The organism is Ancylobacter mangrovi, from assembly GCF_024752355.1.
GTDB classification, from domain to species: Bacteria; Pseudomonadota; Alphaproteobacteria; order Rhizobiales; family Xanthobacteraceae; genus Ancylobacter; species Ancylobacter mangrovi.
Map to the genome: position 1 here is coordinate 263,241 of NZ_JANTHZ010000001.1, position 25,830 is coordinate 289,070.

Consider the following 25,830-nt stretch of genomic DNA (forward strand, 5'->3'; position numbering starts at 1 on the left):
GCGGTTCACTGTGAAACGCTGGAAGCTGGGTGGAGTTCTCGCGCTGAGCCTGACCCTGACGGGCGGCTCGGTCGCGTATGCGGCCAAGGAGAAGGTCTGCGCGGCGCCCTCTGCGCTGACCCAGGCCGGGTTCGCCCTGCCGCGTCTCGCCAAGGCTCTCAGCGGCAAGCTGCCCGCCGGCGCCGACAAGACCGTGAGCGCGGACAAGTCGCTCGTCGCCGACAAGGCGTCCGCCGGCGCCTCCCTCGACGGCAAATCTCTCTCCGAAAAGCCGCTCGCCGAAAAGGCGCTGGCGGAAAAAGCGCTTGCCGAAGGTCCGCCGACCTCGATCCTGGTGCTCAACAGCGCCACCCCGAAGAAGAAGGCGTCCAAGCCGGGCGCCGAGAAGGACACGACGCCGCGCAGCTTCCCGAGCTTCATCGAGGAGCGGCTGCGCGAGCGCTATCCCGACCGCAACATCGTGCTCACCACGCAGAACCGGCCCCGCGCCACCGCGCAGGCGATCCTCGCCGGGCTGCCCAAGCTGCTCGAGCAGACGCGCCCCGCACTGATGATCTGGCAGACCGGCACCTATGACGCCATCCTCGGCGCCGACACCGCCGAATTCTCGACGGCGGTGGAGACCGGCATCGCGCTCGCCCACGCCGCGGGAGCGGACGTGCTGATCGTCAGCCCGCAATACTCGCCGCGCACCGCCTTCGCCTTCGACGTCGCGCCCTACAACAACGCCCTGCGCTGGGCGACGCGCACGGCCCGCGTGCCGTTCTTCGACCGCTACGACGTGATGCAGTTCTGGGACGAGGAAGGCATTTTCGACTTCGACCTGTCGCGCCCCTCGCCCTCGATGTTCGAGGACGTGCATCGCTGCATCGGACGGCTTATGGTGGGCATGATCGTCGACGGCGTCGGCATGCGAACGCTCGGCGCCCGCTGAGCCCGACGGAAGGAGGCACGGACCGACCACATGCGCCGCTCCCGCCTCCCCGCCCCCGCCCGACATCCCGCTCCCGTCATCCGCCTCGCCGCCGGCCTCGCGCTCGGCCTGGGGCTGCTGGGCACGCCGGCGCGCGCCGCCGGCCCGCTGCCGATCGCCTGCCCGGCGGTCGGCACCCACATGAAGCTCGCCTCCCCGCTCGCCCGCACCGCCGCCCGGCTGCGCGCCGGCGAGCCGGTGGTGATCGTCGCCTTCGGCTCCTCGTCCACCGCCGGCGCCGGGGCCACCTCGCCTGAGGCGAGCTATCCGAGCCGGCTGCAGGCGACGCTGCGCGAGCGCTTCCCGCAGGCGCGCATCGCGGTCCTCAACCGCGGCGTCAACGGGCAGGACCTGCCGGAGATGCTGAAGCGCTTCGACCGCGACGTCGCGCCGCTCAAGCCGACGCTGGTGCTGTGGCAGGCCGGGGTCAACGCGCTGTTCCGCGCCAACGGCCTCGCCAATGCGGACGCCCAATGGCACGAGGCGATCGCCCGGGTGCGGGCCATCGACGCCGACCTCGTGCTGATCGACCCACAATATGCCCCGCGCGTGCTCGGCGACGCCGATAGCGGGCCGATGGTGAAGCTGATCGACGACATCGCCCGCGAGGAAGGGGTGGACGTCTATCACCGCTTCGCGCTGATGCGCGGCTGGCACGAGAGCGCCGGCATGGCGTTCGACGCCTTCCTGTGGAAGGACAAGTTCCACATGAACGACTGGGGCTACAACTGCTTCGCCCAGGATCTCGGCGAGGCGATGGTCGCCAATATCGACGCCCAGCAGCGCTCGGCCGACGTTTCGCCGGGCGTGACCGTGCCCGTCACCCTGTCGCATCCCGCCACGACGAACGCGCTGCTCGGGGCCGACCCGCGGCCCTGACACGTCAAGCCCTGATGCTTCAGGACGTCACCAGCGCCAGCGCGAAGCCGTCATAGCCCTTGACCCCCACGGTCTGCAGGGCGGTCGCGTCGACGCGCGGCTCGCCGGCGAGCCATTCGAAGGTCGCGCGCGCGCCCTTCACCCGCGGATCGTCATTGCCCGCCTCGATGACCGCGCCGTCGCGCACCACATTGTCGGCGACGATCACCGTGCCCACCCGCGCGAGGCGCAGCGCCGCCTTGAGGTAGTTCACGTTGTTCGGCTTGTCGGCGTCGATGAAGACGAAGTCGAACGGCGCCACGCGCTCGGCCTGCAGCTCGGCGAGGCTGTCGAGCGCGGCCCCGACGCGCAGCTCGACCTGCCGGCCGAAACCCGCATCGTCGAGGTTCCTGCGCGCCACCTCGGCATGGGCGCGGTCATATTCGAGCGTGACGAGACGCCCGTCCTTCGGCAGCGCGCGGGCCAGCCAGATGGTCGAGTAGCCGCCCAGCGTGCCGATCTCGAGGATGCGCCGGGCGCCCATCATGCGCGCGAGCAGCATGAGCAGCTTGCCCTGATTGGGCGCGACGTTGATCGGCGGCAGGCCGGAGATCTCGCTCACCGCCAGCGCACCGTCGAGCGCGCGGTCGGCAGGCACGAGATGGCTGTCGATATAGGCGTCGACCGCCTGCCACAGGGCCGGATCGGAGGATGTCGCCATGGCGCGAAGCCCCATTCTTCGGCGTGTCGTGCGGGTCGCCGACCCTCATCGGCCGGCGCTCACGCAGGCCGGTTCACGCGTCGCCCTTGCCGGAGAAGGCGCCGCCGAAGCGGCGGATCACCGCTTCGCGGGCGGCGATCACCCGGCGCTCGTAATCTTCCGCCATCGGCTCGGTGAGCACGCTCTCGAGCCCGGCGAGCAGCGCCCAGAGCGCGGGAATCTCCGCCTCGTCCTCGACGAAGTCGGCGAGCGTCTCGCCATCCGCGTCGTCGACGTTGCGCGAGAGAAACTCAAAAAGGACGACCGCCACCGAACGGTCGATCACCAGAGTGACTTCGTCGTTTGCCGGCCCGGTCATATCCGCGTCCCCTTTATGCGCCGCTTTTCCATCCTATCGATCCATGTCGCCCTGAACACAAGCGCCCCGTGGGTGCGCCGTGAACAGGGGGAAGGATACGGGGTTGCAATCGCGCCGGAGGCATGCTGTCGCTCGGGCGTTCAGGGGGAGATGCGACATGGCGGCAGCGGACGAACTGAAAACCGTGCGGGACTTCGTGCGCTACGCGGTCAGCCGCTTCAGCGCGGCGGACCTTGCCTTCGGCCACGGCACGACCAACGCGCTCGACGAGGCCGCCTTCATGGTGCTGGAAGCGCTGCACCTGCCGGTGGACGACCTCACGCCATGGCTCGACGCGCGGCTGACGGGCGAGGAGCGCGCGAATATCGCCGGCCTCATCGAGCGCCGCTGCGAGAGCCGCGAGCCGGCGGCCTATCTGCTCGGCAAGACCTATATACGCGGCGTGCCGTTCAGGAGCGACCGGCGGGCCATCGTGCCGCGCTCCTTCATCGGCGAGCTGATGGCGAGCGAGCTGTTCGGCGGCGCGGGCTTCTCGCTGATCGAGGACCCGGATGCGATCGGCCGGGTGCTGGACCTGTGCACCGGCTCGGGCTGCCTCGCCATCCTGGCGGCAATGACCTTCCCCGACGCGCAGGTCGAGGCCGTTGACATCTCGCCCGAAGCGCTCTCGCTCGCGGCGGAGAACGTCGCCATGCACGAGATGGGCGAGCGCGTCAGCCTGATCGAGGGCGACCTGTTCGCCCCGCTGACCGGGCGGCTCTACGACCTCGTCATCACCAACCCGCCCTATGTGGACGCGCAGGCGATGGCCGAGCTGCCGGCCGAATACCGCCACGAGCCGAGCCTCGCCTTCGCCGGCGGGCCGGACGGGCTCGACATCGTGCGCCGCATCCTGAAGGAAGCGCCGGCCTATCTCTCCCCGCGCGGCGGGCTGATCTGCGAGATCGGTACGGGCAAGGAAATCCTCGAGGCGGAATACCCGACGCTGCCCTTCCTGTGGCTCGACACCGAGGACAGCGAGGGCGAGGTGTTCTGGCTTTCCGCCCGCGACCTCGGCGTCGGCAAGGATCTGAGGGTGATCAGCCGCATGCCGCGGTGACGCGCCGCTGCGCCCCTACCCCTTGCGCATGTGCTCCAGCACATCGGCATCCGGCCAGCAGTCCAGCTTGAGCCGGTTGGCCTTCTGGTAGGCGCCCAGCGCCGAGCGGGTCTTCATGCCCGCCTTGCCGTCGATCTTGTCGGTGTAGAGCCCCTTCCGGGCCAACACCTTCTGCATGTATTCGAGGTCGCGCGTCTTCACGAGGCTGATGTCCTGCCAGTCGCGCACGAACGGCTTGTCGTCCTCGATGCGGTCGGCGAGGTGGCCGACATAGAGCACGTAAAGGTCGGCGAAGTTGTAGCTCTTCAGCACGAAATAGTTGGCGGGCGTGAGGAACACCGGGCCGTAGGGCCCGGCCGGCATGATGATCGAAGCCTTGTCGCGCATCGCCGAGGACGGGACGCGGCGCCCGTCGATCACCTTCACCCCGCTCTTCAGCCAGTCGCCGATCGGCCGCGCCGCGTCGGGCTCGGCCAGCGTGCAGTCGAAGCCCGACGGGACGCTGACCTCGTAGGCCCAGCGCTTGCCGGCCTGCCAGCCCTCATGGCGCAGCAGGTTGGCGGTCGCGGCCAGCGCCTCGGGCACCGAGGTCCAGATATTGGCGGTGCCGTCGCCGTCGAGGTCGACGCCATAGGTCAGGTAGCCGGTGGGCATGAACTGGGTGAGGCCCATGGCGCCGGCCCAGGAGCTCTTCATCTGCGCCCGGCCGACATGGCCCTCGTCGAGGATCTTCAGCGCGGCGAGGAACTCGGCGAAGAACTCGTCCTTGCGCCGGCCGACATAGGCCTGCGTCGCCACCACCCGCAGCGCGTCATAGTTGAGCTTGGCCGCGCCGTAGGAGGTCTCGCGCGCCCAGATGGCGAGCATGATCTCGGGCGGCACGCCGAAGCGCTTCTCGATGGTCGCGAGCTGCCCGCGATACTGCGCGGCGAGCTTGCGCCCGCGCGCGGCATAGCTGGCGATCGCCTTGTCGGAGAGGTAGTCCGCCGGTGTCTGCACGAACTCCGCCTGCTTGCCCGGCGGCTGCGGCTTGCCGGGAATGGCGAGGTCGGGCAGCGAATAATCGGGCTCCAGCCCCTTCGTCTCGCGCTCATAGGTGGCGCGCGAGATGCCCATGGCCTGCGCGGCCGGCCATTGCGCGGCCAGCCAGCGGTCGAAGCCGGCATCGGCGAAGGCGGGAGAACCGGCCATTAGGAGCAGGCCGAGACCGAAAAGGGTGCGCCGCATCTTCATGCCTCCGGGATAGCGGAATCGGTCCGCCCTGTGAACCGGAAGCCCGGCCGCCAGCCTCCGCGATAGCCGTTACGTGATGACGCAAAGGAAGACATCGGAGCCCGGAAAGCCGCCGACGGGTTGCCTCGGGGCGCCGGGGATGGCTCTATTCCGATACCTGTCAACGAGGTGGGGGGCCTCGCCGTCATGCTCAAACGCCGTGATCTGCTCATTACCGGCGCCGCCGGTGCTTTGCTTCATCCGCTCGCTGCACGGGCGCAGACGGTGGGAGACGGCACGATGCCCGCTCCCGCGCCTGCGGCCGCGACCAGCGGCGAGGCATGGGACGACGGCCTCGCTCATCCCATTCCCTATACGCCGCCGCTCGGAACGGGAAAGGAGCGCGGCCTCGTGCTGGGCGGAGGCGGCGCCTATCTCGCCTCGTGGATGGTCGGCTATTTCCGCGCGCTGCACGACAAGGGCGTGGACCTTGCGCTGGCCGACATCGTGGTCGGCACCTCCGCGGGCTCGTTCCTCGGCGCGGTGCTAACGGGCGGGCATCTGTGGCGGTTCGGCGAGGAGCTGGAATTCTTCGGCAAGTTCCCGAAGGCGTTCGCCGAGCTGATCCCGACCATGGCGCCCAATGAAAGCCAGCTTCGCGCCCGCCATATCGCCAACACGGCGGTCGAGGCCGACCCGGCGACCATCCAGGCCATCGGTCGCGGCGCGATGGCGGCGCGCAATGCGGCGGGGCCGGACAGCTATTTCGACTCGGTGAAGCACCTGATCGGCGAGGAAGCCTGGCCCTCGCCCAAACTCCATACCACCGCGAATGACTGTTACACCGGCGAGCGGCTCATCGTCTCCCAGGATTCCGGGATCGAGGTGAACCACGCCTGCGCCGCGAGCTCCTCGCTGCCCGGCTCCATGGGGCCGACCTGGCTCAAGAACCGGCTGTGCATGGATGGCGGCATCTGCCAGACCAGCACCCATTGCGACGTGGTAACCGGCGTAAAGAAGGCGCTGGTGATCTCGCTGACCGACGGCGACGCCTCGGCCTCGAAGGTGGGACTGCGCACCTCCAGCCTGCCCAACACGCTGCAGCAGGAGATCGCCGACCTCAAGGCCGGCGGCACGCAGGTGGTGCTGAAGGTGGCGGGGCTGCTGCCCGGCGTCACCCATGTCGACAGCATCATGGACCCGAAATGGATCTCGCCCTGCATCGCCAACGGCCATGAGCGCGGTCTCGCCGATGCCGCAGAGCTGAAGGATTTCTGGGGTACGGCCTGATCCTTAGCGGGACGCCTCCGGCTCCGAAACGCTGCCCCGAGATACGGGGCCCGGATACGCGGGTCCCGGCAAAATTCCTTCACGGTCCTGTCGGATCGGCGCCGCCGCGAACGTCCTCGGGAGGCGCCGGCATCGGGGCCGGCCGACAGCAGGAGGCCCGACATGGGATTGCAGCAGAAGATCACCCCCTATCTGTGGTTCGACGGCACGGCCAAGGAGGCGGCCGATTTCTACGTCTCGATCTTCCCCAATTCGCGCATCATCACCGTCGGTCACCACACCGAGGACACGCCCGGGCAGACCGGCAGCGTGCTGGTGGTGTTGTTCGAGCTCGACGGGGTACAGTTCGGCGCCATCAATGGCGGGCCGATGTTCAAGCTGAGCGAGGCGTCGTCCTACCTGATTGACTGCGCCACGCAGGAGGAGATCGACTTCTACTGGGACAGGCTCGGCGCCGGCGGCCAGTACCAGGCCTGCGGCTGGTTGAAGGACCGCTTCGGCCTTTCCTGGCAGGTCAACAGCAGCGAACTGGTCGAGAAGGCGCATTCGGACCCCGCCGCCGGCGCCCGGGTGATGAAGGCCATGATGGACATGGTGAAGATCGACCTCGCCGCGCTGCAGCAGGCGATGGAGGGGTGAGCCCCCTCACCGCACGGCGAGGATGAACAGGCGGGGGAAGCGCAGCAGCACCTTGCCGTCGACCCGCGCCGGATAGGCCTCGGCGAGGCGCTCGACATAGGCGGCGAGGAAGGCGGCCCGTTCCTCCTCGTCGAGCGGGGAGAGGAAGGGGCGCAGCGCCGTCGAGCGGAACCATTCGGCGATGGCGGGCGCGCCGTCCATCGCGTGGTTGTAGTCGGTGTGCCAGATCTCGACCTGCCGCGCGGCGGGCTTGAGCAGGTCATAATACTCGCCGACCAAGGGCAGCACGTCGCGCGCCGCGCCGGCGAGCTTTTCCGCCCACGGGCCGTGCGCGGCGGTCTCGGCCATCAGGCGGTGCGAGGGCTCGTTCACATTGTCCGGCATCTGCACGGCGAGCACGCCGCCCTCGGGCAGCGCGTCCAGAAGGCGGCGCAGCACGGCCGGGTGGTCCGGCACCCACTGGAACACGGCGTTGCCGAAGATGAGGTCCGTGCCCAGCTCCGGCGTCCAGCTCGCGACGTCCGCGACCTCGAAGCGGGCGACCGGCAGGCGCTCGGCGGCCTGCTCCACCATGGCGGGCGAGGTGTCGATGCCGAGCACGTCCGCATCCGGCCAGCGGCCGGCAAGCAGCTCGGTGGAATTGCCCGGACCGCAGCCGATATCGACAACGTTGCGCGGGGTCTCGAGGGGAACCTGGGCGAGGAGATCGCGCGAGGGGCGGGTTCGCTCGTCGGCGAATTTGAGATAGAGGTTCGGGTTCCAGTCTTCGGTGGTGCGGCGCATTAGGTCCCTCCCCGGATCGGGCGCGACCATGGGCCAAGACGGCCCCGCTGCCAAGCGACCTGCCAAAGGGGAGCGCGACGCGGCGGGCGAGGCGGGCGCCGGGTGGTGGCTCCCCGGCACGAAAAGGCCGGCGCGGATCGCTCCGGCCGGCCTTGCCTTGGCATACCCCGCCGGAGCGGGATGTCCCCTGCCCTCAGCGCGTGAACTTCTTGTACTTCAGGCGGTGCGGGATGATCGAATCCGTGCCGAGGCGGCGCTTCTTGTCCTCCTCGTAATCGGCGAAGTTGCCCTCGAACCATTCCACATGGCTCTCGCCCTCGAAGGCGAGGATGTGGGTGGCGATGCGGTCGAGGAAGAAGCGGTCATGCGAGATGATGACCGCGCAGCCGGCGAAATCCTCCAGCGCCTCTTCCAGCGCGCGCAGCGTCTCGACGTCGAGGTCGTTGGTCGGCTCGTCGAGCAGCAGCACGTTGGCGCCCTGCTGCAGGATACGGGCGAGGTGCACGCGGTTGCGCTCGCCGCCCGAGAGCATGCCGACCTTCTTCTGCTGGTCGCCGCCCTTGAAGTTGAAGGCCGAGCAGTAGGCGCGCGAATTGATCTCGCGCTTGCCCAGATACAGGATGTCGTTGCCGCCCGAGACTTCCTCCCAGACGGTCTTCTTGTCGTCGAGCGCGTCGCGGCTCTGGTCGACATAGCCGAGCTGCACGCTGTCGCCGACCGTGATGGAACCGGCATCGGGCTTCTCGGCGCCGGTGATCATGCGGAACAGCGTGGTCTTGCCCGCGCCGTTGGGCCCGATCACGCCGACGATGCCGCCGGGCGGCAGCTTGAAGGTGAGGTCGTCGATCAGCAGCCGGTCGCCGAAGGCCTTGGACAGGTCCTGGAAGTCGATGACGTTGTTGCCGAGCCGCTCGGCCACCGGGATGACGATCTGCGCGGTGGTGGGCGCCTTCTCGGACGCCTTGCGCACGAGATCCTCGTAGCGCTGGATGCGGGCCTTGTTCTTGGCCTGGCGCGCCTTGGGCGAGGCGGAGATCCATTCCTGCTCGGAGGCCAGCGCCCGCTGGCGCGCTTCCTCCTCGCGACCCTCCTGCTGCATGCGCTTCTGCTTCTGCGACAGCCAGGACGAGTAGTTGCCCTCGTAGGGAATGCCGCGGCCGCGGTCGAGCTCGAGGATCCAGCCGGTCACGTTGTCGAGGAAGTAGCGGTCATGGGTGACGATCAGGATCGCCCCCGGATAGGTGCGCAGGTGCCCTTCCAGCCAGTTCACCGTCTCGGCGTCGAGATGGTTGGTGGGCTCGTCGAGCAGCAGCAGCTCGGGCTGCTCCAGCAGCAGGCGGCACAGCGCGACGCGGCGACGCTCGCCGCCCGAGAGCTTCGACACGTCGGCGTCGTCGGACGGGCAGTTGAGCGCGTCCATCGCCTGGTCGACCTTGCTGTCGAGGTCCCACAGGCCCTGCGCCTCGATCTCGTCCTGGAGGCTGGTCATCTCGTCCGCCGTCTCGTCCGAGTAGTTCATGGCGAGCTCGTTGTAGCGGTCGAGGATCGCCTTCTGCTTGGCGACGCCTTCCATGACGTTCTCGCGCACCGACTTGGAGGCGTCGAGCTGCGGCTCCTGCGGCAGGTAGCCGACGCGCGCGCCTTCCGCGACCCAGGCCTCGCCGCTGAAGTCCTTGTCCATGCCGGCCATGATCTTCAGCAGCGTCGACTTGCCCGAGCCGTTGGGGCCGAGCACGCCGATCTTGGCGTCCGGGTAGAAGGAGAGGTGGATGTTCTCCAGCACCTTCTTGCCGCCGGGATAGGCCTTGGTCATGCCGTGCATGTGATAGACGTACTGATAGGAAGCCATATCCAGTTCCTGCGCGTTCGGGCGATGCCGAGAACGGGCCGCCATCCGAGGCCGCGATCGGGAAAAAACCGACCTGGGCTGCTCCGCTTGGGGCCGTCAAGTCCGGCCTTGATTGCCGATGAGAGGTCGGGCGCTATGTAGACCGCCCTCCCGGCAGCGGCAAGGCCGGAGCGCGCGAAGCCTCCCCATGGACACCCGCGCTACGCCCGTCGCGCCGGCCGGCTCGGAATTGGAGCGATCGCGATTGAGCCGCACGCGACTTTCCTCATGTCGGCTTGCCCTATGTCAACGTGGCGGGCGGGGTGCGTCTTTATACCTCCGCCGAATGCGGAGCGCGCACGGGGTCCGCACGATCGGATCCACCAGAGGACATGACTGCCCGCTCCGATGCCGTCGATCACGCCCGAGGACCTGCTGCACATCTGCCTGAACTTCCCCATCGCCGCCTGCCTCGTCGGCAGGGACGGACGCCTCCTCGCGGCCAATTATCGCTGCGCCGAGCTGGTCGACGTGCCGCATGAGAACATGGCGGGGCGGCGTGTGGCGGATCTGCTCGGGCCGGCCGTCCACGCGAAGATCATGCAGGACTTCTGCGCCTTCGACGCCGGCGAGCCGGTGCGCGATCACGAGACGCTGATGAGGGGGCGGACCTATCTCGTCGCGGTGCAGCCGATCCGCCCCTCCCGCGGGATCCCCCGGCGCGCTTCGGCGCTCTGCGCCGCCTTCGCCGACATCACCGACCAGAAGACGCTCGAGGCGCGGCTGGAGCTCGCCAACCACCAGCTCAGCAACGTCAACGCGAAGCTCCGGGAGACGGCAAGCACCGATGCGCTCACCGGCCTGCTGAACCGGCACGCGCTGGAGGAACTGCTGCCGCGCGAGATCGCCCGCAGCCGGCGCGAGGGCACGCCGCTCTCGGTGCTGATGATCGATGTCGACTATTTCAAGCGATACAATGACCGCTACGGCCATCTCGCCGGCGACGAGGTACTGGGCGCGGTGGCCCGGGCCATGGCGCGGGCGCTCCACCGGCCGAGCGACTTCGTCGCGCGCTTCGGCGGCGAGGAATTCGTCGCCATCCTTCCCGCCACCGGCCCGTCCGAGGCGATCACCGTCGCCATGCGGATGCAGCAGGCGATCTCGGCGCTGGAGATCGAGCACGCCAACTCGCCGGCGGGCCGGCTGACGGCCAGCATCGGCGGGGCGAGCCGGTCGAGCATTCCGGTCGGGCTGTCGACCGCCGAGGTCCGCACCGATCTCATCGAGCGCGCGGACCGGGCGCTCTACGCCGCCAAGACGCAGGGCTTCGGCGGCATCAACCTTTCCGCGCAGCCCGGCGCCGGGCCCCAGTCGGCGGCGATCTGAGCGCCCTCCCCGCGGGACGCCGGGCCTCAAGGAAAGCGACAGCGGTAGCGGAACGCCCGCCGCCTAGCCGCATTATCATCAGCAAGACGGTACAAGCTACTATATTACCTCAGCGGTTCGAGAGAACGCCTTTAAGTCTTTCAATGGCGAGAGCAAGGACAGCACCAGGAACAGGCATGCAACCTCTCCCCAGAGCTGATTGGGCACTATTTCTCGACATTGACGGCACCCTGATCGAACACGCCGATCATCCCGAAGGGGTCGAAATCCCCGAATACCTCCCGGACCTGCTCACCGTGCTGCAGACGTCGCTCGGCGGCGCGGTGGCGCTGGTGTCCGGCCGCAGCATCGACTGGATGGACCACCGGCTCGCGCCGGCCCGCCTCCCCGCCGCCGGCCAGCACGGCGCAGAGATACGGCTCGCGCCGGACGCGCCCTCGGTGCCGATCCCGACGCCGAAATGGCGCAAGCCGCTCGAACAGACGCTCGAGCGCGAGATGGCGGCCTGGCCGGGCGTCTATATCGAGCACAAGCCGCTGTCGCTGGCCGTGCACTACCGCGCCGTGCCGGAATCCGGCGACGAGATCATGGCCAAGGTGGTGGAGGCGAGCGCGCGCATCGGCGGCGAGGTGGAATTCCTCAAGGGCCGCTTCGTGGTCGAGCTGCGCCAGAGCGGCCACGACAAGGGCACCGCCGTCGATACGCTGATGGGCAGCGCGATCTTCACCGGCCGCAAGCCGGTTTTCCTGGGCGACGACGTCACCGACGAAGACGGGTTCCGCGCCGCTCGTGCGGTGGGCGGCCTCGCCATCGCGGTGGGACCGCGCCCGACCACGCAAGCCGATTTCCGCCTCGCCACTCCAGAGGACGTGCGCAAATGGCTCGGCGACATCCCTCAAGCCCTGGAGCGTGTGCCCTCGTGAGCCAGAACCTCAATCTCGCCGCCATCGGCAACGGGACCATCGCAGCGCTGATCGACACAAAGGGGCGCCTGAGCTGGTGCTGCTGGCCCCGGATCGACGGCGACCCGATCTTCTCTGCCCTGCTCGGCGGGGAGGAGCCGGAGGCCGGCTTCTTCGACGTGCTGCTCGACGGGCAGGTCGCGAGCTCGCGCAGCTATCGGCGCAACACCGCGATCATCGAGACCATTCTCGAGAACGCGGATGGGGCGAAGCTGCGCATCATCGACTTCGCGCCGCGCTTCAAGCTCTATGACCGCATCTACCGGCCGGCCACGCTGGTGCGTCGGATCCAGCCGATCTCCGGCACCTGCCGCATCACGATCCGCCTGCGGCCGCACTTCCACTGGGGCGAGCAGCGGCCGAAGGCGGTGCGCGGCTCCAACCACATGCGCTTCGCCGGCGACGACTTCACCCTGCGCGCCACCACCGACCTTCCGATCGTCTATGTGATGGAGGAGCGCCCCTTCGTCCTCAGCCAGACGGCGACGATCGTGCTGGGGCCGGACGAGCCGTTCGCCTCCAGCCTGACCGACACCGCGCACAATTTCGAGGAACGCACCTGCGACTACTGGTGGGAATGGGTGCGCTACCTCTCGATCCCGTTCGAATGGCAGGACGCGGTGGTGCGCGCCGCCATCTCGCTCAAGCTGTGCGCCTTCGAGGAGACCGGCGGCATCGTCGCCGCGCTCACCACCTCGATCCCCGAGGCGCCGAACACGGTGCGCAACTGGGACTACCGGCACTGCTGGCTGCGCGATTCCTACTTCACCGTGCGCGCGCTCAACCAGCTCGGCGCCACGCGCACCATGGAAGACTACATTCGCTACCTCACCACGGTGATCGCCTCCGAGCCCACGGGGCGGCTCGCGCCGGTCTATTCCATCGTGCCCGGCACGCATCTGGAGGAGCGCTTCGCCCCTGCCCTGCCCGGCTTCCGCGGCATGGGGCCGGTGCGGGTCGGCAATCAGGCGGCCGAGCAGGTGCAGAACGACGGATACGGCCATGTCGTGCTGGCGGCGGCGCAGATGTTCTTCGACGACCGGCTGCCCAAGCGCGGCGACAAGGCGCTGTTCAACCTGCTGGAAGGGGTCGGCGCGCGCGCGGCGGAATTCGCCTTCGAGCCCGATGCCGGCCTGTGGGAGCTGCGCGGACGGCGGCGCGTCCACACCTTCTCGGCGGTGATGGGCTGGGCCGCCTGCGACCGGCTGGCGCGCATCGCCCGCGTGCTCGACCTGCCCGACCGGGTCACCTACTGGTCCGACCACGCCAACGAGATCCGCAAGCGCACGCTCGCCTTTGCCTGGAACGAGGAGAAGGGCAGCTTCGTCGACGCCGATGTCGACGGCCAGCTCGACGCCTCCCTGCTGCTGCTCGCCGAGCTCGGCTTCGTGCGGCCGGACGACCCGCGCTACGTCGCCACGGTCGAGGCCATCGGCCGCGACCTGAAGCGCAACGGCTATCTGATGCGCTATGCCAACGAGGACGATTTCGGCCTGCCGGAGAGCTCGTTCACCATCTGCTCGTTCTGGTACGCCTGCGCGCTCGACCTGATCGGCCATCGCGACGAGGCGCGCGAGATGTTCACCAGCCTGCTTGCCCGGCGCAACGAGGCTGGTCTGCTGTCGGAAGACATCGACAACCAGTCGCTGGAGCTGTGGGGCAACATCCCCCAGACCTACTCCATGGTCGGCCTGATCGACACGGCGATGCGGCTGTCGAAGACGTGGGAGGAAGCGTTCTGGCGAGGCTCGTAGTCGTTTCAAACCGGGTCGCATCACCCAAGGAGCGGGCCGCCAAGGCCGGCGGGCTGGCGGTCGCGCTGCGCGAAGCGCTCAGCAAGCGCGGCGGCCTGTGGTTCGGCTGGAGCGGGGAGACCGAGGTCGGCGCCCCGCCCGAGCCGAAGATCTTCCGCTCCGGGCGCATCACCTACGGCCTGCTCACCCTCGATCCGGAGGATCAGCGCGCGCACTATGCCGGCTATGCCAACGGCACGCTCTGGCCGCTCTGTCACTACCGGCTGGGCCTGCTGGCCTTCCGCCGCGCCGACTGGGAGGGCTACCGGCGGGTCAACGAGCATTTCGCCCGCGCGCTGCTGCCGCTGCTGAAGCCGGACGACATCATCTGGGTCCACGACTACCACTTCATTCCGCTGGCGGCGGAACTGCGCAAGCTCGGCTTCGAGGGGCGCGTGGGCTATTTCCACCACATACCGTGGCCGGCGACGGCGGTGTTCCTCTCCCTGCCCTCGCACGCCGCGCTGGTGCGCGACCTGTCGCATTACGACCTCGTCGGGCTGCAGACCGAGAACGACGTGCGCGCGCTGCTCACCTACATCTCGTCGGAATCGCGCGGCTGGCTGGCGCCGGGAGGCGTGGTCAATCTGCGCGAACGCACCTTCCGGGTCGCCGCCTACCCGATCGGCATCGACGCCGAGGCCTTCGTGCAGGACGCCAAGGACGCGGTCGGCAGCGACGAGATGAAGCGCCTGCGCGCCAGCCTCGCCGGCAAGGCGCTGGCGGTCGGCGTCGACCGGCTCGACTATTCCAAGGGCCTGCCGAACAAGTTCGCCGCCTTCGGTGAACTGTTGAAGAACTGGCCCGAGCACCGCTCCAAGGTCACCATGATGCAGATTGCCCCGCTGAGCCGGGGCGAGGTGGCCGAATATCGCGCGTTGCGCCGTGAGCTGGAGGAGCTGGCGGGCTCGATCAACGGCGAATATGCCGAGTTCGACTGGGTGCCGCTGCGCTATCTCAACCGCCCGTTCCAGCGCGCCACCCTCGCCGCCATCTACCGCACCGCGCGGATCGGCGTGGTGACGCCGCTGCGCGACGGGATGAACCTCGTCGCCAAGGAATATGTCGCCGCGCAGAATCCGCGGGACCCGGGCGTCCTGATGCTCTCGCGCTTCGCCGGCGCCGTCGACGAGATGACCGGCGCGCTGATCGTCAATCCCTACGACGTCGAGGGCATGGGCGAGGCGCTGCACACCGCGCTGGTCATGCCGCTGGAGGAGCGCCGCGAACGCTGGCGCACCAACATGAAAAACGTCGAGACCAACACCATCCACCACTGGTGCGAGCGCTTCATTGCCGAGCTATCCTCGTCCCAGGAGGCGCTGCCCGACCCGCTCACTGCCGAGCACCAGGCGCATCGCTGAAGCCCTGCATCCTCGCGACCGGAAGCACCATGTGGCAGATTCCGATACATCCGGCCAACGAGGCCTCCCGGCTTCAGGCACTTACGGCGTGCGACATCATGGACACGCCGCGCGAGGCGGCGTTCGACCGGCTCACCTGGCTGGCGCAGAGCTTCTATGATGCCGACGTCGCCTTCATGGGTTTCATCGACGACGCCTACCAGTGGATGAAGTCGGTCACCTCGAGCGCCATCGGCAACTCGATCACACGCAACCGCTCGGTGTGCCAGGTCATGGTCGCGACCGGCGAGCCGCTCGTCGTCGGCGACCTGCGCACCGACCCGCGCTTCGCCGGCCATCCGGTGGCGCCCCAGCTTCCGCTGCGCTTCTATGCCGGCGTGCCGCTGCGCGTGCCGCCCGACCTCGTCATCGGCTCCCTATGCATCATGCGCCGGCGCGAGGGGCTGGAGCCGGACTTCGACGTCGCCCCGCTGGAGGCGCTGGCGGCGATCGCCGTCGACGAGCTGGAGCTGCGCCGCCTCAACCGCGAGCTGACGCGGCTGAACCGCGTCGACGCGCTGACCGGCCTCGCCAACCGGCGCGCCTTCGACGAGGAGCTGGTACGCGCGGGCCTGCGCTGCCAGCGCACCGGCGAGACGCTGTCGGTGATGCTGATGGACATCGACCACTTCAAGTCGCTCAACGACAGCAGCGGCCACAGCGCCGGCGACGACGCGCTGCGCCGGATCGGGGCCGCGCTGGGCACCACCGCCCTGCGGCAGGAGGACACGATGGCGCGCTATGGCGGCGAGGAGTTCGCCGCCATCCTGGTCGGCAGCGGCACGACCGGGGCCCGCCTCGTCGCCGACCGCGTCCGCGCGGCGGTGAGCGAAGCCTCCATCCTCCACCCGCTGACCGGCGTCCTGACGCTGAGCATCGGCATCGCCACCCGCTCCGCCGACGGGCTGCACCCGTCCGGCGCCGGTCTCGACGAACTCGCCCTGCGCATGCTGGTCAACGAGGCCGACACCGCGCTCTACGCCGCCAAGCGTGGCGGCCGCAACACCGTCGTCAGCCACGGCGGGCCGGCGGAGTAGAACCCTGCCGCCGTGCCGCCGGCGGGCGCCTACCGGCCGGAATCCGACAGCCAGCGCACCGACATGGCGAAGCTCTTCGAGCCGCCCGGCGGGATGAGCGAGATCCCGGGCTTCTGCGTGAACTCGGTCGGCCCCTCCTGCGGGCTCGCATAGCCTGACCACGGCTCGATGCACAGGAACGGCGCGCCGGGCTTCGACCAGACGCCGAGCTGCGGCATGCCGGGAAAGGCGATCTCCAGCCCGGGCTCGCCCGGCACGCCGTAGCGCACATGGTGCGAGCGCACATGCAGGAAAATGAGCGCGTCGCGCTCGAACATGGCGTCGGTCAGCTCCATGGCCGCCTCCACCGCCGGGTTCGGCTCGGTGGCGGTCGAGAGCAGCCCGCCGACGGGCCGGTGGATCGGCTCGACCTCGGCCTTCTCGAAGACGAGGTGGTGCTCGGCACGGGTGCCCATATAGGGCAACGGCCAGCGGAACGCGGGATGGAAGCCGAAGCTCGCCGGCAGCGGCTCGGCACCGGGATTGGCGACCTCGGCCTCGATGGTGAGGGTGGCCTCCTCCAGCGTGTAGGTGACGGTGAGCAGGAACTCGAACGGGTACTGTCTGCGGGTCTCCTCGTCCGGCTCCAGCACGAAGCGCGCCGAATGGTCGGTCCGGCTAGCCACCACGAACGGGCGGCGGCGGGCGAAGCCATGCTGCGACATCGGATAGGCGACGCCCTTGTGCACGAGTTGGTCGCCGGGCAGCCGGCCAACGATGGGAAACAGCAGCGGCGCATGCCCGGTCCAGAAGGCGGGATCGCCGTTCCAGAGCAGATCGAGCCCCTCCGCGTCGGTGAGCCTCACCAGCTCGGCGCCGAGCGGCGCGATCTCCGCACTGAACATGCTCGATTTCAGTTTGACTGGCCCGTCACTCATTAGCTTCCCCGTCTCGACATCGCCGGTTTTCAGGGCTACCGACACAGCGCGGGTGCATGCATCCGCTGAGCCGCATCCACCTCACCCGTCGCGCATCCTCGCGCCCCGTCCGGTTCCATCATGGCCCAGACTCTCGGCCCTGTCGCCGCGCTCCTGCTCGGCGTGTTCTTCCTTGTCACCGGCAGCGGCCTGCAGAACACACTGCTTCCGCTGCGCGGCGCGTTCGAGGGCTTCAGTGCCATCGATCTCGGCATATTGGGGTCGAGCTACTATCTGGGCTTCGTGCTGGGCTGCCTGCTGGTGCCGCATCTGGTGCGGCGCTCGGGCCATATCCGCGCCTTCGCCGCGCTCACCTCCGGGGTGGTGGCGACGATGCTGGCGCACCCTCTGCTGGTCGACCCCTATGTCTGGTTCGGCCTACGCGCCGTCACCGGATTCTGCTTCGCCGGGCTCTATCTCGTGATCGAGAGCTGGCTCAACGACCGCGCCACCAACCAGACGCGCGGCTTCGTCATGGGCTCCTACGTCATGGTCGACTATGCGGCGCTGACCGCCGGCCAGATGATGATCACGCTGTTCCCGGTCAGCGGCTTCCAGCTCTTCGCCATCGCCACCATCCTGTTCGCGCTGGCGACGCTGCCGGTGGTGATGACCACTAGCAAGCAGCCCGCGCCGATCGAGACCGCGCGGATCCGCATCCTGCACCTGTTCCGCGCCGCACCGGTGGCGCTGGTGGGCTGCTTCATCATCGGTCTCACCAACGGCTCGCTGTGGAGCCTCGGGCCGATCTTCGCCATCGGACGCGGTCTGACCGCGGACGGGGCGGCGACCTTCATGAGCGCGGTCGTCGTCGCCGGCGCCATCGCGCAGTGGCCGGTCGGCTACCTGTCCGACCGCATGGACCGCCGGCGCATCCTCGCCGCGCTCATGGTCGGCGCGATGCTGGCCGGGCTCGCGCTCGGCGCCCTGCATTTCACCCTCTCCGGCCTCAGCGTGCTCGGCCTCATCTTCGGCGCGCTGGCGCTGCCGGCCTATTCGCTGGCGGCCGCGCACGCCTATGACCGCACCTCGCCCTCGGAATCCGTTGAGACGGCGGCCGGGCTCCTGCTCATTTACGGCATCGGCTCGGTGCTGGGCCCGTCCGTCGCCTCCTTCGGCATGGCGCATTACGGGCCCGGCGCGCTGTTCTACTTCACCGCCGCGGCGCACACGCTGCTGCTGCTGTTCGTCGTGTGGCGGCTGAGCCACCGGCCGGCGGCGGAGCGCTTCGTCAGCGACACCATCGCCTCGGCGCCGACCGGCACCGTTCCGATGCCGGATGCCGAGCCGGACCCGACCGCCGGCATGGACGACCCGGAACCGGCCGCCCCCGCGCCGGGCGCCGACCCGCAGCCGGGCGCGGCTTCCGCCGCCGGCGCTCCCGGCGAGGAGCCCTTCCCCCAGTCCCAGGAGGGCCGCTCGGACGGCGCCTGAGCCTTCCCGCCCCGGGCGGCGCAAAGGCCGGGAACCGGAACGCGCCTGTGCCGTTGACGGCGCAACACTGCGGGGTTGGCCATGTTAAAATACGCCGTCATCTTCCTCGTCATCTCGCTCGTCGCCGGCGCCATCGGCTTCACCGGCATCTCCGCTGCGGCGCGGCGCATCTCGATGATCCTGTTCGGGCTGTTCTTCCTCGGCTTCCTGCTGCTGGTCGGCCTCGCCATGCTGGTGGACCAGGCGATGACGACGCCCTGAGCGCCGCGCGGGGCTTGACCTATCGCAAGGTAAGAAGGTGCCGGCAGGCCTAGGCTTCGTCCATCAATGGAGGAAGCCATGCCCACCGAAACCCTTTATTTCCTGATCTTTACGCTGATCGCCTTCGGCGGCTTCGCGGTGACGCTCGCCTATGTGGACGCCTCCACCAAGCGGACGCGCCGGCACAATCACCCGCTGCCGGGCGAATGATCGCCGGTCGAGCGGACGCCAGTTGAGGCTAGGTGCCGCCGATCAGAATGCCGGTGGCCAGCACCAGCAGGCCGCCGATCACCACCTGCACCGCCGCGCGCAGGAACGGCGTTTCCATGTAGCGGTTCTGGATCCAGGTGATCGCCCACAATTCGGCGAAGACGACGACGATGGCGATGCCCGTCGCCGTCCAGAAGTCCGGGATCAGATAGGGCAGCGCATGGCCGAGGCCGCCGACGGCCGTCATGATCCCCGAGGCGAGGCCGCGCTTGACCGGCGAGCCACGGCCCGAGATCACCCCGTCATCATGCGCGGCTTCGGTGAAGCCCATCGAGATGCCCGCGCCGAGCGCCGCCGCGAGGCCGACCTGCAGCGTCGTCCATGAATTCTGCGTGGCGAAGGCGGTGGCGAAGATCGGCGCCAGCGTCGACACCGACCCGTCCATCAGCCCGGCGAGGCCCGGCTGCACCCAGGTGAGCACGAACTGGCGCCGCGCGCGGTCGTCCTCCTCCTGCCGCGCGTCGCTCGTCCGATGCGCCGCCTCCATGTGCTCGGCGAGGTCGTAGTGCTTGCGCTCCTCCATGGCGAGGTCGCCGAGCAGCTTGCGGGTCGCGGGATCGGTGCTCGCCTGAGCCGCCCGGGTGTAGAAGGCGGCGGCATCGTCCTCCATCCGCGCGGCCTCCTCGCGGATGCGATCGATGCCGAGATTCTCCACCAGCCAGACCGGCCGGCGCGAATAATAGCCGGCGACGTGCTCCCGGCGGATGAGCGGGATCACCCGGCCGAAACTCCGCTGGAACTGGTCGACGAGGCGGGCGCGATGGCCGTCCTCCTCCTTCGCCATTTCGTCGAAGGTGGCGGCGGTATCGGGAAAATCATGGCGCAGCTTCTCGGCATAGGTGGCGTAGATGCGCCCGTCATCCTCTTCCGAGGAGATGGCGAGCGCGAGCACCTCCGCCTCCGACAGGTCGGAGAAGCGACGACGATTGGCGAAGCTGGCGAACATGGGTCACCTTATTAGAACAATTCTAATATAGTGACTTATGCCGCACCGCGGGAGGGAGGGCAATGGGGCAGCCGGCCTCCCCTCGCCAGTCCTGTCGTATAGGCATGGCAAAATAATTAGGTATTGACCTAACTATTGGTGTGCCGTAGCGTCATGTCATGAGCTTGAATCCCGCCCCTCTCGACGACGCGTTCCGCGCCCTTGCCGATCCCACCCGGCGGGCCGTGGTGGAAGCGCTGGCGCGCGGGCCGGCGACGGTGAGCGAGCTCGCCCGACCTTTCGACATGGCCATGCCGAGCTTCCTTCAGCATCTCAAGGTGTTGGAGGAAGGCGGGCTGGTGGCGACCAGCAAGAAGGGGCGCGTGCGCACCTGCGCGCTGCGTCCGGAACCGCTCGCCGCGGTCGGCGGCTGGCTCGACGCGCAGCGCGCGCTCTGGACCCAGCGGCTCGACCAGCTCGACCGCCTGCTTCTCTCCCTTAAGAACGATGAGGAACGCCGATGACCGCCAAGCCGCATGTCCTGTTCGATCCCGCGCTCGATCTCGAATTGAGGCGGGAGGTCGACGTCTCCCCGCAGCTCGTCTGGCGCGCCTGGACGGAGCCCGAGCTGCTGATGAAGTGGTTCACGCCCGCTCCCTGGCGCACCACGGCCTGCGAGCTCGACCTGCGGCCGGGCGGCAGGTTCCGCACCCGCATGGAGGGACCGGAAGGCGAGGTGCACGACAGCACCGGCTGCGTGCTCGCGCTGGTGCCGGGAAGCTACCTGCTTTTCACCGACGCGCTCGGCCCCGGCTTCCGGCCGCTCGGCTCGGGCTTCATGACCGCCTCGGTCGAGATCACGCCCACGGACGGCGGCACGCTTTACGTGGCTCGCGCCGTCCACAAGGATGCCGAGGACAAGGCCAGGCACGAGGCCATGGGCTTCCATCAGGGCTGGAGCACCGCGTTCGACCAGCTCGTGGCGATGGTGCGCAGCCTCTGAGCCGCGTGATCGAGCTTAGTTCGAGGCGTCCGGCCGGCCGTCATCGTCCATATCCGCATGGAAGACGTGCAGCACATGGTGGACGATCGGCGACAGGACGACGCCGGTGGCGAGCACGATGACGAGGCCGGAGAAGATGGCGTAGGAGCCGGCGAAGATCTTGCCGGCTTCGCTGTGCAGTTCGCCCACCGGACCCATGCCGGAGAGGATCATCGCCGCGTTGAGATAGGCATCGGTGAGGTCCATGCCCTCGAAGCCGGCATAGCCGGCGATGCCGATGCCGAGCCCGAACAGCATGATGGCGAACCAGATGGCGACCGCCGTGCCGAGGCGGCCGAAGAAGACGCGGCGGGTGGTGTAGGGCCGCCCCACCCGGCTCCAGAACGACAAGGGCGGCGCCACCGGTGCTTTCCGGGGGGACGCCGCCCTCTTGGTCGTCTTGTTCGCCGTTCCGCGCACCATGGCGCCCGACCTTTGCGGCCGGCTCCCTCAGTTGTCGAGGAAGCTGCGCAGCTTGCGCGAGCGGCTCGGGTGCTTGAGCTTGCGCAGCGCCTTGGCCTCGATCTGACGGATGCGCTCGCGCGTCACCGAGAACTGCTGGCCCACTTCCTCCAGCGTGTGGTCGGTGTTCATGCCGATGCCGAAGCGCATGCGCAGCACGCGCTCCTCACGCGGCGTGAGCGAGGCGAGGACCCGCGTCGTGGTCTCGCGCAGATTGCTCTGAATCGCCGCGTCGATCGGCAGGATCGCGTTCTTGTCCTCGATGAAGTCGCCGAGGTGGCTGTCTTCCTCGTCGCCGATCGGCGTCTCGAGGCTGATCGGCTCCTTGGCGATCTTCAGGACCTTGCGCACCTTCTCCAGCGGCATGCCGAGCTTCTCGGCCAGCTCCTCCGGGGTCGGCTCGCGGCCGATCTCGTGCAGCATCTGGCGCGAGGTGCGCACGATCTTGTTGATCGTCTCGATCATGTGCACCGGGATGCGGATGGTGCGCGCCTGGTCGGCGATCGAGCGGGTGATCGCCTGGCGGATCCACCACGTCGCATAGGTCGAGAACTTGTAGCCGCGCCGGTACTCGAACTTGTCGACCGCCTTCATCAGGCCGATGTTGCCCTCCTGGATCAGGTCCAGGAACTGCAGGCCGCGGTTCGTATACTTCTTGGCGATGGAGATGACGAGGCGCAGGTTCGCCTCCACCATTTCCTTCTTCGCCTGGCGGGCTTCCTTCTCGCCCTTCTGCACCATCTGCACGATCTTGCGGAACTCGGAGATCTCCAGCCCCGTCTCGGTGGCGAGGGCATGGATTTCCGAGCGCAGGTCGCGGATGCCGTCGAGCTCCTGGCCGACAAAGCCCTTCCAGCCGCGCGAGGTCAGGTTCTTCACCCGGTTGATCCACTTCGGATCGAGCTCGGAGCCCTGATACTGCTTGAGGAAGTCCTCGCGGGCGACGCCGAAGCTCTCGGCGAGGCGCATCAGCCGGCCCTCGAGCGAAACGAGGCGCTTGTTGATGTCGTAGAGCTGCTCCACGAGGTTGTCGATGCGCGCCTGGTTGAGCGACAGCGACTTCACGTCGAGGATCAGGTCTTCCTTGAGCTTCTTGTACTTGCGGTCCTGCGCCGGCGAGAGGCTCTCGTTCTTGAGCTTCGACTCGACGTTCTGGTCCTGCAGGCGGCGCAGCTTCTTGTAGAAGTCGGCGATGCGGTCGAAGGTCTCGAGAACCTTCGGCTTGATCTCGGCCTCCATCGCGGCGAGCGACAGGGAGTTCTCCATGTCGTCGTCGTCGTCATTGGCGATGGTCTCGCCAATGGTCGGCTCGCGTTCCTCGGTGTTCTCGGGCGCGATCGAGCCGCCCTCGACGATCGGGCCGTTCTTCGCCTCGGGACCCGCATAGGTCGCTTCGAGGTCGATGATGTCGCGCAGGAGGACCTTGCCCTCCACCAGCTCGTCGCGCCAGATGATGATGGCCTGGAAGGTCAGCGGGCTCTCGCAGAGGCCCGCGATCATCGCCTCGCGGCCGGCCTCGATGCGCTTGGCGATCGCGATCTCGCCCTCGCGCGAGAGCAGCTCGACCGAGCCCATCTCGCGCAGATACATGCGGACCGGATCGTCGGTGCGCTCGCCCGGCTCGGACTTGGTCTCGGAGCGGACGACCGCGCGCGGGGCCGCCTCGGCGAGCTCGCCGCCGGACTCCTCTTCCTCCTCGCCGGCCTCAGCCGCGCCTTCCTCGGTCTCGCCCTCGGCGTCGGCGTCCTCGGCCTCGACGACGTTGATGCCCATCTCGTTGAGCATGGCGTAAATATCCTCGATCTGGTCCGAGGATACCTCGTTGGAGGGGAGGACCTCGTTCAGCTCGTCATAGGTGACATAGCCCCGCTTCTTGGCGAGCTTGATCATCTTCCGGACGGCAGCGTCCGAAAGGTCGAGCAACGGGCTGTCCGGGGTGTCACCGTCCTTCTCAGGGGCTTCCGTCGCTTCCGCTGCCTGCTTCGCCATGCGTGTGCTCCTCAAGCGCCGAGCGGCGTCCCGCTCCGGCGACCACGGACGCCGCTCCCCGGCGCCCGCCCCTCGACATATTCTCCGCCCCGCCCGCAACACGCGAACCGCGACGCAAATAGGGCCTTCCGCTCCGCGACGCCCTAGGCGTGCGGACGGGCGACCCGGATTCCTACATCGACCGCATCGGTCGTCCCGACGCGGCGCCGAACCCCTCTACCAAAGCTTCGGTGCCGTCAAGTGCCGCCAGCTGTCTTTGTACATCGAGAAACCGTGCCCAGTTCATTTCGGTGGGCTCCTCCGCGAGGCGTTTCTCGGCTTCCTTCAGGTCTCTAGATAGGGCGTGGCTTCGGCGGTGCAAGCCCAGCCGCTGATGCCACCACAACTCGACGTCGCTGCGCGCGGCGTCCGCATAGGCGGGCCAGTCGTGCCGCGGCACCGCGAGCTGGGCGAGGCGCGCGACGAGCGGGGCGAGACCCGCCGCCTCCAGCCGGGCGGCGACGTGCGCGGCGTCCTCCGCCTCGCCCTCCATATGGGCGTCGAGCAGGGCGTGGCGCAGTTCCCCCATCTCCTTGTTGAGGAACGCCATGGCGGCGAGCTCCTCGGCGAACTGGTCCAGCAGCCAGGGATGGTTCATCGCCGCGAACAGCAGCAGCGCCTCGTTGCGCGGGATCTGCACCGCCGCGCCGCGCAGCAGGGCGGAGCGGCGCATCGCCTCGCCCGCCACCGCGGCAGGCGGCCGCCGGCCGGGGAAATTGCCCCGTCCCGCCCCGCGCCCCGCACCCCGCCCGCCCGGCGCGGCGTCGCGCCGGCCGCTCCCGCCCTGCACCACCACGGGCTGGAACAGGCGGCGGAAGCGCTCCATCAGGTCGCTGCGATAATGCTTGCGCACGGTCTCGTCGGCGATCACCCGCACGATCTCGCCGATGCGCGCCTCGAGCGCGGCGCGCCGCTCGGGCGTGTCGACGCTGGCGCTCTCCATCTCGCGCGTCCACAGCACCTCGGCGAGCGGCTGGGCCGAGCCGAGCACGGCGTCGACCGCCTCGCGCCCGCCGGCACGCACCAGATCGTCCGGGTCCTGCCCGTCGGGCAGCGTGCCGAAGGTGAGGCTCATGCCGGGCTTGAGATGCGGCAGGGCGAGGTCGAGCGCGCGATAGGCCGCGCGCCGTCCCGCCTTGTCGCCGTCGAACAGCAGCACCGGCTCGGGCGCCATCTTCCACAGCAGGGCGAGCTGTTCCTCGGTGAGCGCGGTGCCGAGCGGGGCGACCGCGCCGGCGAAGCCCGCCTCGACGAGGGCGATCACGTCGACATAGCCTTCCACCGCGATCACCGGCGCGCCCTTGTGGGCGGCGGCGCGGGCGTTGAAGCCGTTGTAGAGCAGCGAGCCCTTGTGAAAGAGCGAGGTCTCGGGCGAGTTCAGGTACTTGGCCGGGACATCCTTCTCCAGCGCCCGCCCGCCGAAGGCGACCACGCGCCCGCGGAGGTCCGTGATGGGGAACATCACCCGGTCGCGGAAGCGGTCATAGGGAACGGGCACGTCCTCGGCGGCGATCAGCAGGCCGGCCTCGACCATGTCCTCCACCGGCACGCCGCGCGCGCCGAGCGCCTCCTTCAGCGCAAACCGCTCGGGCAGCGCGTAGCCGAGGCGAAAGCGCGCCTGCGTCGCCGGGCCGAGCCCGCGATCGGCGAGATAGCCGCGCCCTTTCGCGCCGGCGCGGCCCTGAAGCGTCGCCTCGAAATAGCGGGCAGCGAGGTCCATCACCTCATGCAGCGTCTTGCGGCGGCTCTCGCGGACCTCCTCCTCGCGCGACTGCACCGGCATGGGCAGGCCGGCCATGGAGGCGAGGCGCTCCACCGCCTCCGGGAAGGGCAGTCCCTCCACCTCCATCAGGAAGTCGAACTGGTCGCCATGCTTGCCGGAGGAGAAGCAGTGATAGAAGCCCTTCTGGTCGTTGACGTAGAAGGACGGCGTCTTCTCGGGATTGAAGGGCGAGAGGCCGCGCCACTCGCGGCCCTGCTTCTTCAGCTGGACACGCTTTCCCACCACCTCCGACACCGGGAGGCGGGCACGGATCTCGTCGAGGAACGAGGGCGGGAAGCGCATGGCGGCAGCGGGTCTTTCGTCGGGCAGCCCGAATCAGCAGGCAAA

General features: G+C 68.8%; 25 protein-coding genes. 15 read left to right on the top strand and 10 right to left on the bottom strand.

Annotated elements, in window-relative coordinates:
- Positions 1 to 10: 10 nt before the first annotated feature.
- Positions 11 to 934, top strand: coding sequence for an SGNH/GDSL hydrolase family protein (locus tag NVS89_RS01185; protein WP_258730644.1), 924 nt, complete (start codon positions 11 to 13; stop codon positions 932 to 934).
- A 30-nt stretch (positions 935 to 964) separates the two neighbouring features.
- The gene (locus NVS89_RS01190; protein ID WP_258730645.1) at positions 965 to 1,852 is read left to right on the top strand and encodes an SGNH/GDSL hydrolase family protein; all 888 of its coding nucleotides are present in this window, start codon (positions 965 to 967) and stop codon (positions 1,850 to 1,852) included.
- A gap of 19 nt (positions 1,853 to 1,871) precedes the next feature.
- Here the strand turns inward: NVS89_RS01190 and NVS89_RS01195 are convergent, their stop codons facing one another.
- Both NVS89_RS01195 and NVS89_RS01200 read right to left on the bottom strand, forming a co-directional pair.
- Positions 1,872 to 2,552, bottom strand: a complete 681-nt coding sequence (locus NVS89_RS01195; protein WP_258730646.1) for an O-methyltransferase — start codon at positions 2,550 to 2,552, stop codon at positions 1,872 to 1,874.
- 73 nt (positions 2,553 to 2,625) lie between these two features.
- A complete protein-coding gene (locus NVS89_RS01200; RefSeq protein WP_258730647.1) occupies positions 2,626 to 2,910 on the bottom strand; it encodes a hypothetical protein in 285 nt (94 codons plus the stop codon).
- A gap of 157 nt (positions 2,911 to 3,067) precedes the next feature.
- On the opposite strand from NVS89_RS01200, the gene prmB reads away from it, so the two are divergent.
- A complete protein-coding gene (gene prmB / locus NVS89_RS01205) occupies positions 3,068 to 4,009 on the top strand; it encodes a 50S ribosomal protein L3 N(5)-glutamine methyltransferase (RefSeq protein WP_258730648.1) in 942 nt (313 codons plus the stop codon).
- A 15-nt stretch (positions 4,010 to 4,024) separates the two neighbouring features.
- Here the strand turns inward: prmB and NVS89_RS01210 are convergent, their stop codons facing one another.
- Positions 4,025 to 5,236, bottom strand: coding sequence for a lytic murein transglycosylase (locus tag NVS89_RS01210; protein WP_258730649.1), 1,212 nt, complete (start codon positions 5,234 to 5,236; stop codon positions 4,025 to 4,027).
- A gap of 285 nt (positions 5,237 to 5,521) precedes the next feature.
- On the opposite strand from NVS89_RS01210, the gene NVS89_RS01215 reads away from it, so the two are divergent.
- Positions 5,522 to 6,511: a patatin-like phospholipase family protein gene (locus tag NVS89_RS01215; RefSeq protein WP_258730650.1), complete on the top strand. Its 990-nt coding sequence runs from the start codon at positions 5,522 to 5,524 to the stop codon at positions 6,509 to 6,511.
- 162 nt (positions 6,512 to 6,673) lie between these two features.
- Entirely contained in the window at positions 6,674 to 7,150 is a 477-nt protein-coding gene (locus NVS89_RS01220; protein ID WP_258730652.1) for a VOC family protein, read from the top strand.
- Positions 7,151 to 7,156: 6 nt separating this feature from the next.
- Here NVS89_RS01220 and tam read toward each other — a convergent pair whose 3' ends face one another.
- Positions 7,157 to 7,933 carry a trans-aconitate 2-methyltransferase gene (gene tam, locus NVS89_RS01225; protein ID WP_258730653.1) on the bottom strand — a complete coding sequence of 259 codons (777 nt, stop codon included), beginning with the start codon at positions 7,931 to 7,933 and terminating at the stop codon, positions 7,157 to 7,159.
- 193 nt (positions 7,934 to 8,126) lie between these two features.
- On the bottom strand, positions 8,127 to 9,782 hold the full coding sequence (gene ettA / locus NVS89_RS01230) for an energy-dependent translational throttle protein EttA (RefSeq protein ID WP_258730654.1): 1,656 nt from the start codon (positions 9,780 to 9,782) through the stop codon (positions 8,127 to 8,129).
- A 387-nt stretch (positions 9,783 to 10,169) separates the two neighbouring features.
- Between ettA and NVS89_RS01235 the strand changes: the two genes are divergently transcribed.
- The 5 genes from NVS89_RS01235 to NVS89_RS01255 all read left to right on the top strand — a co-directional run bounded on the left by NVS89_RS01235 (position 10,170) and on the right by NVS89_RS01255 (position 16,342).
- Positions 10,170 to 11,147 carry a sensor domain-containing diguanylate cyclase gene (locus NVS89_RS01235; RefSeq protein WP_258730655.1) on the top strand — a complete coding sequence of 326 codons (978 nt, stop codon included), beginning with the start codon at positions 10,170 to 10,172 and terminating at the stop codon, positions 11,145 to 11,147.
- A 176-nt stretch (positions 11,148 to 11,323) separates the two neighbouring features.
- Complete coding sequence (gene otsB / locus NVS89_RS01240) at positions 11,324 to 12,070, top strand: trehalose-phosphatase (RefSeq protein ID WP_258730656.1); 747 nt, start codon at positions 11,324 to 11,326, stop codon at positions 12,068 to 12,070.
- Positions 12,067 to 13,863 (top strand): glycoside hydrolase family 15 protein, encoded by a 1,797-nt coding sequence (locus NVS89_RS01245; RefSeq protein ID WP_258730657.1) that lies wholly within the window; start codon positions 12,067 to 12,069, stop codon positions 13,861 to 13,863. The genes otsB and NVS89_RS01245 overlap by 4 nt, the downstream gene beginning before the upstream one ends.
- The gene (locus tag NVS89_RS01250) at positions 13,848 to 15,266 is read left to right on the top strand and encodes an alpha,alpha-trehalose-phosphate synthase (UDP-forming) (protein ID WP_258731491.1); all 1,419 of its coding nucleotides are present in this window, start codon (positions 13,848 to 13,850) and stop codon (positions 15,264 to 15,266) included. The genes NVS89_RS01245 and NVS89_RS01250 overlap by 16 nt, the downstream gene beginning before the upstream one ends.
- A gap of 29 nt (positions 15,267 to 15,295) precedes the next feature.
- Positions 15,296 to 16,342 (top strand): sensor domain-containing diguanylate cyclase, encoded by a 1,047-nt coding sequence (locus tag NVS89_RS01255; protein WP_258730658.1) that lies wholly within the window; start codon positions 15,296 to 15,298, stop codon positions 16,340 to 16,342.
- A gap of 29 nt (positions 16,343 to 16,371) precedes the next feature.
- Here NVS89_RS01255 and NVS89_RS01260 read toward each other — a convergent pair whose 3' ends face one another.
- Positions 16,372 to 17,226, bottom strand: a complete 855-nt coding sequence (locus NVS89_RS01260; RefSeq protein WP_309486512.1) for an aldose 1-epimerase family protein — start codon at positions 17,224 to 17,226, stop codon at positions 16,372 to 16,374.
- A 153-nt stretch (positions 17,227 to 17,379) separates the two neighbouring features.
- Here NVS89_RS01260 and NVS89_RS01265 point away from each other — a divergent pair, with 153 nt between their 5' ends.
- The 3 genes from NVS89_RS01265 (at position 17,380) to NVS89_RS01275 (ending at position 19,203) form a co-directional block, all read left to right on the top strand.
- On the top strand, positions 17,380 to 18,732 hold the full coding sequence (locus tag NVS89_RS01265) for an MFS transporter (RefSeq protein ID WP_258730660.1): 1,353 nt from the start codon (positions 17,380 to 17,382) through the stop codon (positions 18,730 to 18,732).
- An 81-nt stretch (positions 18,733 to 18,813) separates the two neighbouring features.
- The gene (locus tag NVS89_RS01270) at positions 18,814 to 18,993 is read left to right on the top strand and encodes a DUF1328 domain-containing protein (protein ID WP_258730661.1); all 180 of its coding nucleotides are present in this window, start codon (positions 18,814 to 18,816) and stop codon (positions 18,991 to 18,993) included.
- Positions 18,994 to 19,071: 78 nt separating this feature from the next.
- Positions 19,072 to 19,203: a hypothetical protein gene (locus tag NVS89_RS01275; protein WP_258730662.1), complete on the top strand. Its 132-nt coding sequence runs from the start codon at positions 19,072 to 19,074 to the stop codon at positions 19,201 to 19,203.
- A 28-nt stretch (positions 19,204 to 19,231) separates the two neighbouring features.
- Here the strand turns inward: NVS89_RS01275 and mbfA are convergent, their stop codons facing one another.
- Positions 19,232 to 20,209 (bottom strand): iron exporter MbfA, encoded by a 978-nt coding sequence (gene mbfA / locus NVS89_RS01280; protein ID WP_258730663.1) that lies wholly within the window; start codon positions 20,207 to 20,209, stop codon positions 19,232 to 19,234.
- A 158-nt stretch (positions 20,210 to 20,367) separates the two neighbouring features.
- On the opposite strand from mbfA, the gene NVS89_RS01285 reads away from it, so the two are divergent.
- Positions 20,368 to 20,712 (top strand): ArsR/SmtB family transcription factor, encoded by a 345-nt coding sequence (locus NVS89_RS01285; protein WP_258730664.1) that lies wholly within the window; start codon positions 20,368 to 20,370, stop codon positions 20,710 to 20,712.
- Positions 20,709 to 21,191, top strand: a complete 483-nt coding sequence (locus NVS89_RS01290; RefSeq protein ID WP_258730665.1) for an SRPBCC family protein — start codon at positions 20,709 to 20,711, stop codon at positions 21,189 to 21,191. The genes NVS89_RS01285 and NVS89_RS01290 overlap by 4 nt, the downstream gene beginning before the upstream one ends.
- 15 nt (positions 21,192 to 21,206) lie before the next feature.
- Here the strand turns inward: NVS89_RS01290 and NVS89_RS01295 are convergent, their stop codons facing one another.
- The 3 genes from NVS89_RS01295 to dnaG all read right to left on the bottom strand — a co-directional run bounded on the left by NVS89_RS01295 (position 21,207) and on the right by dnaG (position 25,785).
- The gene (locus NVS89_RS01295; protein ID WP_258730666.1) at positions 21,207 to 21,593 is read right to left on the bottom strand and encodes a hypothetical protein; all 387 of its coding nucleotides are present in this window, start codon (positions 21,591 to 21,593) and stop codon (positions 21,207 to 21,209) included.
- 87 nt (positions 21,594 to 21,680) lie between these two features.
- Positions 21,681 to 23,681, bottom strand: coding sequence for an RNA polymerase sigma factor RpoD (gene rpoD, locus NVS89_RS01300; protein WP_258730667.1), 2,001 nt, complete (start codon positions 23,679 to 23,681; stop codon positions 21,681 to 21,683).
- Positions 23,682 to 23,853: 172 nt separating this feature from the next.
- Entirely contained in the window at positions 23,854 to 25,785 is a 1,932-nt protein-coding gene (dnaG, locus tag NVS89_RS01305; protein WP_258730668.1) for a DNA primase, read from the bottom strand.
- Positions 25,786 to 25,830 lie beyond the last annotated feature (45 nt).

Excerpts from the sequence above, each read along its gene's own strand:
- NVS89_RS01275 (WP_258730662.1), top strand. The coding sequence starts at position 19,072 with ATGCCCACCGAAACCCTTTATTTCCTGATCTTTACGCTGATCGCCTTC.
- NVS89_RS01220 (WP_258730652.1), top strand. The coding sequence starts at position 6,674 with ATGGGATTGCAGCAGAAGATCACCCCCTATCTGTGGTTCGACGGCACG.
- ettA (WP_258730654.1), bottom strand. The coding sequence starts at position 9,782 with ATGGCTTCCTATCAGTACGTCTATCACATGCACGGCATGACCAAGGCC.
- mbfA (WP_258730663.1), bottom strand. The coding sequence starts at position 20,209 with ATGTTCGCCAGCTTCGCCAATCGTCGTCGCTTCTCCGACCTGTCGGAG.
- rpoD (WP_258730667.1), bottom strand. The coding sequence starts at position 23,681 with ATGGCGAAGCAGGCAGCGGAAGCGACGGAAGCCCCTGAGAAGGACGGT.
- dnaG (WP_258730668.1), bottom strand. The coding sequence starts at position 25,785 with ATGCGCTTCCCGCCCTCGTTCCTCGACGAGATCCGTGCCCGCCTCCCG.
- otsB (WP_258730656.1), top strand. The coding sequence starts at position 11,324 with ATGCAACCTCTCCCCAGAGCTGATTGGGCACTATTTCTCGACATTGAC.
- NVS89_RS01210 (WP_258730649.1), bottom strand. The coding sequence starts at position 5,236 with ATGCGGCGCACCCTTTTCGGTCTCGGCCTGCTCCTAATGGCCGGTTCT.
- NVS89_RS01215 (WP_258730650.1), top strand. The coding sequence starts at position 5,522 with ATGCCCGCTCCCGCGCCTGCGGCCGCGACCAGCGGCGAGGCATGGGAC.
- NVS89_RS01200 (WP_258730647.1), bottom strand. The coding sequence starts at position 2,910 with ATGACCGGGCCGGCAAACGACGAAGTCACTCTGGTGATCGACCGTTCG.
- NVS89_RS01265 (WP_258730660.1), top strand. The coding sequence starts at position 17,380 with ATGGCCCAGACTCTCGGCCCTGTCGCCGCGCTCCTGCTCGGCGTGTTC.
- NVS89_RS01255 (WP_258730658.1), top strand. The coding sequence starts at position 15,296 with ATGTGGCAGATTCCGATACATCCGGCCAACGAGGCCTCCCGGCTTCAG.
- NVS89_RS01195 (WP_258730646.1), bottom strand. The coding sequence starts at position 2,552 with ATGGCGACATCCTCCGATCCGGCCCTGTGGCAGGCGGTCGACGCCTAT.
- tam (WP_258730653.1), bottom strand. The coding sequence starts at position 7,933 with ATGCGCCGCACCACCGAAGACTGGAACCCGAACCTCTATCTCAAATTC.
- NVS89_RS01235 (WP_258730655.1), top strand. The coding sequence starts at position 10,170 with ATGCCGTCGATCACGCCCGAGGACCTGCTGCACATCTGCCTGAACTTC.
- NVS89_RS01285 (WP_258730664.1), top strand. The coding sequence starts at position 20,368 with ATGAGCTTGAATCCCGCCCCTCTCGACGACGCGTTCCGCGCCCTTGCC.
- NVS89_RS01190 (WP_258730645.1), top strand. The coding sequence starts at position 965 with ATGCGCCGCTCCCGCCTCCCCGCCCCCGCCCGACATCCCGCTCCCGTC.
- NVS89_RS01260 (WP_309486512.1), bottom strand. The coding sequence starts at position 17,226 with ATGTTCAGTGCGGAGATCGCGCCGCTCGGCGCCGAGCTGGTGAGGCTC.
- NVS89_RS01270 (WP_258730661.1), top strand. The coding sequence starts at position 18,814 with ATGTTAAAATACGCCGTCATCTTCCTCGTCATCTCGCTCGTCGCCGGC.
- NVS89_RS01290 (WP_258730665.1), top strand. The coding sequence starts at position 20,709 with ATGACCGCCAAGCCGCATGTCCTGTTCGATCCCGCGCTCGATCTCGAA.
- prmB (WP_258730648.1), top strand. The coding sequence starts at position 3,068 with ATGGCGGCAGCGGACGAACTGAAAACCGTGCGGGACTTCGTGCGCTAC.